Below are 9,374 nucleotides of genomic sequence, written 5' to 3'. Positions count from 1 at the left end.
CTTTGTGGCCGGTCTCGGTGGGCCAATCAAAAACAACCGCCTGCTCTTTGTTGCCGCGTCGCCGGCTTTTCTCTCCCATCCCCCCCCCACCAACCACCACGCGCCCCCATCCGGATTCCGGATGCGGCCGCTTGCGTTCGGGTTCTGGACCTACGGGTTCAGCGGGCTCAGCTGTGGTACGGCTCCGCGCTGACCAGCGTCACCTTCATGGTGTTGCCGTTGGGGAGTGTGTACTCGCGGGTCTCGCCCACCTTGGCGTCGATCAGCGCGCCGCCCAGCGGCGAGTTCGGCGAGTAGGCCTCGAGGCCGGTGGCGCCGAGTCCCTCTTCGCGGGTCGCGATCAGGAAGGTCTCGGTATCGCCTTCGTCGCCGTCGTAGTAGACCGTGACGACCGAGCCCGGCAGCGCCACGCCGGATTTGGTGGGGGCGACGCCGACCTTGGCGTTGTTCAGCAGTTCCTGCAGCTGGCGGATACGCGCCTCCTGCTGACCCTGCTCTTCACGCGCGGCGTGGTAGCCACCGTTCTCCTTGAGGTCGCCCTCTTCGCGGCGCTCGTTGATCTCGGCGGCAATGACCGGACGATTGGCAATGAGCGAGTCCAACTCGCCCTTGAGCCTGTCGTGCGACTCCTGGGTAAGCCAGGTCACATTCTCGGTCATCTCGATCACTCCCTAGTAGTTGTTCCCGGCGGACCGGGATTCCCTGAAACCAGCGCCATTCCTCCCGAAGGAGGGCATGCACCAGCCCGACGGCTGGAGCGATCCTGGGGGTGAACCCGATACCCGCAAACAGCACCGCTGGCCGCCAATGCAGCAAACACGGCTCCGAACCCCGGAACCGTGTATCAACCCATTTTAGCATGTCTCATAAAAATGCAGGTCAGGCTAGTCAGGCAGGCTATCCGGTGCGCAGATACCCAGGAATCTGGTCGCTGCAACCATAAATATCGCCCGCCGAAGCGCGTGCCGATGTCTTGACCGTAGTGCTCACCTGCACGCTGGTCGAGTCCGAACCGGGGACCAGTACTTCGCGCCGTCCCACTTCGGCGCTGTCGCGATCCATCGCCCGCACGAAGCAGACCACGGCCTGCTGTGGGTCGTCACGGGTGACCTTGATCCGCACCTCCAGGGTGGCATCGTCGACGACCACATAGCCGAGCTGCTCGGTCTCGACCGCCTTCGGACCATATTTCTGGAAGCCGAGATAGGCCACGGCGAAACCGGCGACAACGACGCCGACACCGAGCAAAACCATCACCCACAGGCGACGCGCAGGTGGTTTTGTGCCGTATCGGTCGGCGTGTCGCGCTGCTGCGGCGGCCGAGGTCGCGGCGGAGTCCGGTGCGGGCTCGGTCATCGGTTTCGCGCTCCCGGGGGTGGTCGGAACAAACGGGGGGTCGGATGGAACTATAGGTAACGACATCTGACACCCGCGAGCGAGAGCGACGGTGAACGAGAAGTGAGTGGCCTTCGCCTCATGGCAGTGCACGCCCACCCCGACGACGAATCGAGCAAGGGCGCCGCGACGACCGCAAGGTACGCCGCGGAGGGCGTCGAGGTGCTCGTCGTGACGTTGACCGGTGGCGAGCGCGGCAGCATCCTGAACCCGGCCATGGACACCCCCGGTGTGCTCGACCGGATCAACGAAGTGCGGCGCGAGGAGATGGCCGCGGCCGCCCACGCGCTCGGCGTGCGCCAGCACTGGCTGGGATTCGTCGACTCGGGCCTGCCAGAGGGCGACCCGCTGCCGCCGCTGCCGGAGGGCTGCTTCGCGCTGGTGCCGCTCGAGGAGTCCACCGAGGCGCTGGTGCGCGTGATCCGCGAGTTCAAGCCGCAGGTGATCACCACCTACGACGAGAACGGTGGCTACCCCCACCCGGACCACATCCGCTGCCACGAGGTGTCGATGGCCGCCTACGAGGCCGCGGGCGATCCGACGAAGTTCCCCGCGGCGGGCGAGCCGTGGACGCCGCTCAAGCTCTACTACGACCACGGTTTCAGCATGAAGCGCCTCGAGGCCTTCGCCGAGGAGTACGAGCGCATCGGCGAACCGTTCCCGCTGCAGGAGTGGCTGGACCGGATGAAGCAGTACCAGGCGGCGCGCGGCGACATCATGGGCCGGGTCACCACCCAGATCGAATGCTCGAAATACTTCCCCCAGCGTGACGACGCCCTGCGCGCCCACGCGACCCAGATCGATCCCAACGGCGCGTTCTTCGCGATCCCGTTGGAGATGCAGCAGCGGCTCTGGCCGACCGAGGAGTTCGAATTGGCCAAGACGCGCGTGTCCACCGCCATCCCGGAGACCGACCTGTTCGCCGGCATCGAGGACAACGACCGGTGATGTTGGCCTACCTCGCACAGCAACCGACGGGCCCCGAATTCGGCAAGGCCTCACCCCTCGGCCTGCTGGTCATCCTGATCCTGCTGGCAGGCACGGTGCTGCTGGTCCGCTCGATGAACAAGCACCTCAAGGGTCTGCCCGAAACGTTCGAACCCGAGCATCCGGAACCGGATCAGAAGGCCGACGACGGCACCGAGCCCGGTGTGATCACGGTCGAGGATTCGGAACCGAAGCAGAGTACGTAGGCGGCACAGGCGCGCAGCGGTCCTCAGCCGCGCATGGCCGGAGCGAATGCGGAGGTACGCCTAGCGCGCTGCGGCCAGGTCGGCGACGAGTTCGCCGACCAGGTCGCGCGCGGTGGCGGCGTGCTCGGCCACCGACCGCGGCGCCCCGCTGGCATTCAATTCGATCATCGTGTTCATCAGGCCGAACAGTGCGACGAGTCGGCGTAGCGCTGCGCTGCGCTCGGACACTGTCATCGGCGCGGTGGATATGGGGATGTTCACAGCTATGGGATCGTCGCCGTTCGAAGGTTCGTTTCGGCCGATATCCAATCGAGGCCGTTCGCGCTACCAGTCGATGAGGTCGAGTTCGTGCAGGCGCCGGAACACCATCATCGAACCGGGTGCGACGTGCTCCATCGCGGCGTATTCACTCACGGTGAAGTAGCGGAATTCGGCGATTTCGCCGGTGGCGTGGGGTTCTCCGGTGAGTTCGGCACGGAAACAGGTCATGTGCAGACCGGTGTTGCGGCGGTGTCCGAAGGCTTCGGCTTCGAAGATGCCGAACTCGGCGACACCGGCCAAACCGACGCCGAGTTCTTCCTCGATCTCGCGATGTAGCGCCTGTAAAGGGGTCTCGCCGGGGTCGATCTTGCCGCCCGCCATGTAGAAGACATCCTTGCCTTCGGGACGCGTCTGAATCAGCCTGCGGTCGCGGACATGGGCGAGGGCGGCGGTGCGGATCATGGGGATCACTCTAGGGAGCGATAGGCCCCGTCTCATGCCGAACGTGCTCCGCGTCACGCTGGTGTCTGGGTCAGCTCAGCGAGTCGGTGCCTGCGTCGGCGCGTCGACGGTCAGCGTTTCGGCTGCGGTCAGCGAGTCGGTACGCGAGGTGTCTTTGAGGTCGACTCCCGAGCGGCCGAGTGCGCGGGCCCCCGCGATCAGACCTGCCACCACGCGGGCGGCGTCGGCGTAGGCGAGGCCGTCTGGTGGGTGGATGTTGGAGATGCAGTTGCGTTCGGCGTCCGCGCGGCCGGGGCGCGGTAGGTGGGTCAGGTAGATGCCGAGGCTGTCGGCGACCGAGAGGCCGGGGCGCTCGCCGATCAATACCAGAACAGTGCGCACGCCCATGGCTTCGGCGATGTGGTCACCCAGCGCCACTCTGGCCTGGGTGGCGATCACCGGTGGGGCCATGGTGTAGCGGTCGCCGAGTTCGGTTGCCAGGGCGGCGAGCAGATCGGGGGCGTGCTCGGACAGTGCCAAGGGGGACAGCCCGTCGGCGAGAACGAAGCCGATGTCCGCGTCGGTAGCGGTGACGGGGGTGAGATCGTCGGGCACTCGGCCGAGATCGGGGCGGCGCAGGTACTCGGCGCGATCGGCTGCCCTGCTGGCTACGGAGACCGGAGTGCCGAGGCCGAGTGCGGCGATGTGTTCGGTCAAGGTCGCGACGTCGAGAGGAAGGTGCACGGCGTCACGGGCCGCGGCATGTGCGGCGCGCAAGGCTAGGACGTCGGTCGTCGGCAACGCGTCGCCCGTGCGGCCGAGCCCGATTCTGGCTTGCGTACTACCCCGAAGATCTCGCCAGAAGTCCTCGGCGACAGGCGATTGCGTCTCGGGCCCAGCGGCGACCGGTGGGGCCGGAACAGGTGGGGTCACAGGCGGTTCCGTTTCTGCGTCGATGTTCGTGAGCGGCTCGTTCGGCTGACGCGGTGCGCTCATCGAGTGGCTGTCAGGGCTCGCAAGGGTGAGGACAGCGGTTCCACTTGTCGCACACGGCCGTTCGCGTCGAGCATGCCGAGGCCCGACAGCCAGGCCTCGAATTCCGGTGCGGGGCGCAGGTTCAGGACCTGGCGGGCGTAGAGGGCGTCGTGGAAGCTGAGGCTCTGGTAGCCGAGCATCACGTCGTCGGCGCCGGGAACCGCGATGACGAAGGCGCAACCGGCCGCACCCAGCAGCGTGAGCAGGGTGTCCATGTCGTCCTGGTCGGCCTCGGCGTGGTTGGTGTAGCAGACATCCACACCCATCGGCAGGCCGAGCAGTTTGCCGCAGAAGTGGTCCTCGAGTCCGGCGCGGATGATCTGCTTCCCGTCGTAGAGGTACTCCGGCCCGATGAAGCCGACGACCGTGTTCACCAGGAGCGGTTGTAGATCCCTGGCCACGGCATACGCGCGAGCTTCCAGGGTCTGCTGGTCCACCGGTCGATCACCGACGCCCAGATGGGCATTGGCGCTCAGCGCCGACCCCTGCCCGGTTTCGAGGTACATCACGTTGTCGCCCACGGTGCCGCGTCGCAGCGATCGCCCCGCCTCGTTCCCCTCCCGCAACAGCGAGATGTTCACGCCGAAGCCGGTATTCGCGCCCTCGGTACCCGCCACGGACTGGAACACCAGGTCCACCGGCGCCCCTGCCTCGATCAGCCCGATGGTCGTGGTGACGTGGGAGAGCACGCACGACTGGGTCGGGATATCGAAGCGCGATCGCACCTCGTCGAGCAGATGCAGCAGATCCGAGGTGGCCTGCGGTGAATCGGTGGCGGGGTTGATCCCGATCACCGCATCGCCACAGCCGAGCAGCAGCCCGTCCAAGGTGGCGGCGGCGATCCCGCGCGGATCATCAGTGGGATGGTTCGGCTGCAATCGCGTGCTCAACCGGCCGGGCAGGCCGATGGTGGTACGGAATCCCGCGGTCACCTCGGCCGCCTTGGCCACCGCGATCAGGTCCTGATTGCGCATGATCTTGCTGACCGCGGCGACCATCTCCGGCGTCAGCCCCGGCGACACCGCGGACAGCGTCGCCGCTGAATCCTCGGTGGCGGCGACCGCGAGCAGCCAATCCCGCAGCCCGCCGACCGTCAGCTGCGCGATCGGCCCGAAGGCCACCCGGTCGTGACTGTCGATGATCAGCCGGGTGACCTCGTCGGTTTCGTAAGGTACAAGGACCTCGTTGAGGAATGTGGTCAGCGGCAACTCCGCCAAGGCCCACTGCGCAGCGGCGCGCTCGGCATCGGTGGCGGCCGCGCATCCGGCGAGTTCGTCGCCGCTGCGCAGTGGCGTGGCCTTCGCCATCAGGTCGATCAGACCCTCGAAACTATAGGTCGTGACACCGATTGTGCTGCGGTACACGGTCATCGGCTGTCGTCTCCTTTCGAAGCGTTCGCAGTTACCCGAGCTCGGATTCCGCCTCGGCGATCGCCGCGAACTCCTCATCCGGCGACTTGGCGACCAGGTGTTTGCGACTGTAGAGCCCGAAGTAGGCCATGAAGGCGACGAACACACCGAGGGTCCACAGCGCGGCCTCCGGGTCGACGAGGAAGGTGGCGGCCACCGCGATGGCCGCGATGACCAGGGCGAACGCCGTGGTGACAATGCCGCCGGGTGTGCGGTACGGACGCGGCATTGCAGGCTCGCGCACGCGGAGCACGATGTGGCTCACCATCATCAGCACGTAGCTCAGCGCCGCGCCGAACACGGCCATGTTCAGCAGCATCGCGCCCTCGCCGGTGAGCGAGAGGGCGAAGCCGATGACGCCGGGCACGATCAGTGCCAGCACCGGCGCCTTGCGGGAGTTGGTGACCGACAGGCTGGTCGGCAGGTAGCCGGCGCGCGAGAGGGCGAAGGTCTGCCGGGAGTAGGCGTAGACGATGGAGAAGAAGCTGGCGACCAGACCGGCCAGGCCGATGTAGTTGACCACCTTGGCCGCCGAGCTGTCGCCCAGCGCCTCTACCAGGGGGTTACCCGAGGCCGACGCGTCCTGGGCGCCGAGTGCGCCGGTGACCAGGAACAGCACCACCGCGCCGGTGACGACCAGCAGCAGCATCGCGACGATGATGCCCTTCGGCACGTTCTTCTCCGGCTCGCTGGCTTCCTCGGCGGCCAGCGGCACGCCTTCCACCGCCAGGAAGAACCAGATCGCGAACGGGATGGCGGCCCAGATACCCATGTATCCGAACGGCAGGAACGACGACGATCCGGTCGCCGCGGGATCGGCCGCGATATCGGTCAGGTTGGCCACGTCGAACCTGCCGAGTGCCGCCACCGCGAAGATCGCCAGCCCGACCAGCGCGATCGCGGTGATCACGAACATCGCCTTGAGCGCCTCGCCCGCACCGGCCAGGTGGATGCCGATGAACAGCGCGTATACCGCCAGATACACCCACCAGCCGTCGGTGATCCCGAACAGGTTCAGCGATTCCACATAGGCGCCGATGAAGGTGGCGATGGCGGCGGGCGCGATCGCGTACTCGATGAGAATGGCTGTGCCGGTGGCGAATCCGCCCCATGGTCCGAGCGCGCGCCGGGCGAAGGTGTAGCCGCCGCCTGCCGCGGGCAACGCCGAGGACATCTCGGCCATGCCGAGCACCATGGCCAGATACATCGCGGCGATCACGATGGTGGCGATCAGCAGACCACCGAAACCGCCTTCGGCGAGACCGAAGTTCCAGCCGGAGAAGTCGCCGGAGATCACATAACTCACGCCGAGGCCGGCGAGCAGCACCCAGCCCGCCGAGCCCTTGCGCAGGGTGCGTTTGGCGAGATAGTCGTCGACCGGTACGTCCTCGCCGGTGGCGGGGCTGGTTTCTGTACTCACGTGGAGCTCCTCATCAACAAGCAAAGCGCGTTCGCCAGGCAACGGTGATCGTCGAGGGTTGAAGAATGGTTGACGACTGTTACGCGCGTGGATCCGTCAGGTCAGCGGTGCGTATCGAGCACCGCTGACCTGCGGAAACGAACTGATTACGGGTGTTTCAGATCACCCGGTCGGTGGCGGCGCCGACTCCAGCGCGGCCGCTTCCTCGTCGGTGAACAGACGTGAGCGGATCAGGAACCGCACGCCTTCGGGAGCCTCGAGGGAGAACCCGCCGCCGCGGCCCGGCACCACGTCGACGGTGAGGTGGGTGTGTTTCCAGTATTCGAACTGGTCGGCACTCATCCAGAACGGGGTGTCGCCGGGCAGGTACCCGAGCAGCACATCCGAACCGCCGACGCGGAATTCCCCACGCGGGTAACACATCGGCGAACTGCCGTCGCAGCAACCACCGGACTGGTGGAACATGACCGGGCCGTGTTGCCCGGTCAAGTCCCGCAGCAGCGCCGCCGCCTGTTCGGTGAGGTCGACGCGCTGCACCATCAGAAGAAGCCGAGCTTCGTCGCCGAGTAGCTGACCAGGATGTTCTTGGTCTGCTGGTAGTGATCGAGCATCATCTTGTGGTTCTCGCGCCCGATGCCGGACTTCTTGTAGCCGCCGAACGCCGCGTGCGCGGGGTAGGCGTGGTAGCAGTTGGTCCACACCCGACCGGCCTTGATGCCCCGGCCGAGGCGGTAGGCGGTGTTCATGTCGCGTGTCCACACGCCGGCACCGAGGCCGTAGAGGGTGTCGTTGGCGATCGACAGCGCCTCCTCGGTGGAGTCGAAGGTGGTGACCGCGACGACGGGGCCGAAGATCTCCTCCTGGAACACGCGCATGTCGTTGCTGCCCTTGAAGATCGTCGGCTCGATGTAGTAGCCCTCGGCCAGCCCGTCGACACTGCGGACCGCGCCACCGGTGAGTACCTCGGCGCCTTCCTTCTTGCCGATATCGATGTAGGACAGGATCTTCTCGAACTGATCGTTGCTGGCCTGGGCGCCGATCATGGTCGCTTCATCGAGGGGATTGCCGCTGATGATGGCCTTGGTGCGCTCGATACAGCGGGCCATGAACTCGTCGTAGATCGACGAGGCGATCAGCGCGCGTGACGGACAGGTGCACACTTCGCCCTGGTTGAGGGCGAACATGACGAACCCCTCGATCGCCTTGTCCAGGTAGTCGTCGTCGGCGGCCATCACATCGGCCAGGAAGATGTTGGGGCTCTTGCCGCCCAGCTCGAGGGTGACCGGGATGATGTTCTCGCTCGCGTACTGCATGATCAGCCTGCCGGTGGTGGTCTCACCGGTGAACGCGACCTTCGCCACGCGCGGGCTGGAGGCCAGCGGCTTACCGGCTTCGACACCGAAACCGTTGACCACGTTGAGAACTCCCGGCGGCAGCAGATCCGCGACGAGTTCGACGACCTTCATGATCGAGGCCGGGGTCTGCTCGGCGGGCTTGAGCACCACCGCGTTGCCCGCGGCGAGGGCGGGAGCCAGCTTCCAGGTGGCCATCAGGATCGGGAAGTTCCACGGAATGATCTGTGCGACAACGCCGAGCGGCTCGTGGAAGTGGTAGGCGATGGTGTCCTTGTCGACCTCGCTGATGCCGCCTTCCTGCGCGCGCAGCACCCCGGCGAAGTAGCGGAAGTGGTCGACCGCGAGGGGGAGGTCGGCGGCCAGGGTTTCGCGGACCGGCTTGCCGTTGTCCCAGGTTTCGGCCACGGCGAGGGCCTCGAGGTTGGCCTCGATCCGGTCGGCGATCTTGTTGAGGATGTTGGCGCGCTCGGCGGCCGAGGCCTCACCCCAGGCAGGCGCCGCGCGGTGGGCGGCGTCGAGCGCCAGTTCCACATCGGCGGCGCTCGAGCGGGCGATCTCGCAGAACGGCTGCCCGTCGACCGGGGAGGTGTTCTCGAAATAGCGGCCTTCTACCGGCGGAATCCACTTGCCGTCGATGAAATTGTCGTATCGCGGCGCGTAGCTGACGATGCTGCCCTCGGTGCCCGGCTTGGCGTAGATCATGTGCGGTGGCTCCTCGCTGATTCCGGTGAAGCGTGACGCCCATCACTATCCCCGCTGAGGGTTGATGAAACGTTGAACACAGTGTTTTTTGGCGGCTGGCGCCGCGGTTCTCGGCGCTTAACTCCGCCTCTTCCCTCCCTCCGGGCACTCCTTCGTCGCACCC

11 protein-coding genes are annotated in these 9,374 nt (G+C 66.4%); 2 read left to right on the top strand and 9 right to left on the bottom strand.

The window, feature by feature from the left end:
• Nucleotides 1-167: 167 nt before the first annotated feature.
• Both greA and ACFWPK_RS24450 read right to left on the bottom strand, forming a co-directional pair.
• Entirely contained in the window at nt 168-659 is a 492-nt protein-coding gene (greA, locus tag ACFWPK_RS24455; RefSeq protein WP_056813695.1) for a transcription elongation factor GreA, read from the bottom strand.
• A 238-nt stretch (nt 660-897) separates the two neighbouring features.
• On the bottom strand, nt 898-1,356 hold the full coding sequence (locus ACFWPK_RS24450) for a DUF4307 domain-containing protein (RefSeq protein WP_378919426.1): 459 nt from the start codon (nt 1,354-1,356) through the stop codon (nt 898-900).
• Between the two features lie 120 nt (nt 1,357-1,476).
• Between ACFWPK_RS24450 and mca the strand changes: the two genes are divergently transcribed.
• Entirely contained in the window at nt 1,477-2,343 is an 867-nt protein-coding gene (mca, locus tag ACFWPK_RS24445; RefSeq protein WP_378919424.1) for a mycothiol conjugate amidase Mca, read from the top strand.
• Nucleotides 2,343-2,588, top strand: a complete 246-nt coding sequence (locus ACFWPK_RS24440; RefSeq protein ID WP_378919586.1) for a hypothetical protein — start codon at nt 2,343-2,345, stop codon at nt 2,586-2,588. Before mca ends, ACFWPK_RS24440 begins: the two co-directional genes overlap by 1 nt.
• A gap of 60 nt (nt 2,589-2,648) precedes the next feature.
• Here ACFWPK_RS24440 and ACFWPK_RS24435 read toward each other — a convergent pair whose 3' ends face one another.
• The 7 genes from ACFWPK_RS24435 to adh form a co-directional block, all read right to left on the bottom strand.
• Complete coding sequence (locus ACFWPK_RS24435) at nt 2,649-2,822, bottom strand: hypothetical protein (protein WP_378919422.1); 174 nt, start codon at nt 2,820-2,822, stop codon at nt 2,649-2,651.
• A gap of 90 nt (nt 2,823-2,912) precedes the next feature.
• Nucleotides 2,913-3,311: an NUDIX domain-containing protein gene (locus ACFWPK_RS24430; RefSeq protein ID WP_378919420.1), complete on the bottom strand. Its 399-nt coding sequence runs from the start codon at nt 3,309-3,311 to the stop codon at nt 2,913-2,915.
• A gap of 75 nt (nt 3,312-3,386) precedes the next feature.
• Nucleotides 3,387-4,223 (bottom strand): ethanolamine ammonia-lyase subunit EutC, encoded by an 837-nt coding sequence (gene eutC, locus ACFWPK_RS24425; RefSeq protein ID WP_378919418.1) that lies wholly within the window; start codon nt 4,221-4,223, stop codon nt 3,387-3,389.
• 59 nt (nt 4,224-4,282) lie between these two features.
• The gene (locus ACFWPK_RS24420; RefSeq protein WP_378919416.1) at nt 4,283-5,695 is read right to left on the bottom strand and encodes an ethanolamine ammonia-lyase subunit EutB; all 1,413 of its coding nucleotides are present in this window, start codon (nt 5,693-5,695) and stop codon (nt 4,283-4,285) included.
• 31 nt (nt 5,696-5,726) lie between these two features.
• A complete protein-coding gene (eat, locus tag ACFWPK_RS24415) occupies nt 5,727-7,154 on the bottom strand; it encodes an ethanolamine permease (RefSeq protein WP_378919414.1) in 1,428 nt (475 codons plus the stop codon).
• Between the two features lie 162 nt (nt 7,155-7,316).
• Complete coding sequence (locus tag ACFWPK_RS24410; RefSeq protein ID WP_378919412.1) at nt 7,317-7,694, bottom strand: DUF779 domain-containing protein; 378 nt, start codon at nt 7,692-7,694, stop codon at nt 7,317-7,319.
• The gene (adh, locus tag ACFWPK_RS24405) at nt 7,694-9,211 is read right to left on the bottom strand and encodes an aldehyde dehydrogenase (protein ID WP_378919410.1); all 1,518 of its coding nucleotides are present in this window, start codon (nt 9,209-9,211) and stop codon (nt 7,694-7,696) included. The genes ACFWPK_RS24410 and adh overlap by 1 nt, the downstream gene beginning before the upstream one ends.
• Nucleotides 9,212-9,374 lie beyond the last annotated feature (163 nt).

It is taken from the genome of Nocardia sp. NPDC058519 (assembly GCF_042719755.1).
GTDB lineage: Bacteria > Actinomycetota > Actinomycetes > Mycobacteriales > Mycobacteriaceae > Nocardia.
The sequence above is the reverse complement of the archived record's forward strand: the minus strand, read 5'-3'. Positions and strand labels throughout refer to the sequence as shown.

Excerpts from the sequence above, each read along its gene's own strand:
- ACFWPK_RS24420 (WP_378919416.1), bottom strand. The coding sequence starts at position 5,695 with ATGACCGTGTACCGCAGCACAATCGGTGTCACGACCTATAGTTTCGAG.
- ACFWPK_RS24410 (WP_378919412.1), bottom strand. The coding sequence starts at position 7,694 with ATGGTGCAGCGCGTCGACCTCACCGAACAGGCGGCGGCGCTGCTGCGG.
- mca (WP_378919424.1), top strand. The coding sequence starts at position 1,477 with ATGGCAGTGCACGCCCACCCCGACGACGAATCGAGCAAGGGCGCCGCG.
- ACFWPK_RS24430 (WP_378919420.1), bottom strand. The coding sequence starts at position 3,311 with ATGATCCGCACCGCCGCCCTCGCCCATGTCCGCGACCGCAGGCTGATT.
- ACFWPK_RS24440 (WP_378919586.1), top strand. The coding sequence starts at position 2,343 with ATGTTGGCCTACCTCGCACAGCAACCGACGGGCCCCGAATTCGGCAAG.
- adh (WP_378919410.1), bottom strand. The coding sequence starts at position 9,211 with ATGATCTACGCCAAGCCGGGCACCGAGGGCAGCATCGTCAGCTACGCG.
- greA (WP_056813695.1), bottom strand. The coding sequence starts at position 659 with ATGACCGAGAATGTGACCTGGCTTACCCAGGAGTCGCACGACAGGCTC.
- ACFWPK_RS24450 (WP_378919426.1), bottom strand. The coding sequence starts at position 1,356 with ATGACCGAGCCCGCACCGGACTCCGCCGCGACCTCGGCCGCCGCAGCA.
- ACFWPK_RS24435 (WP_378919422.1), bottom strand. The coding sequence starts at position 2,822 with ATGACAGTGTCCGAGCGCAGCGCAGCGCTACGCCGACTCGTCGCACTG.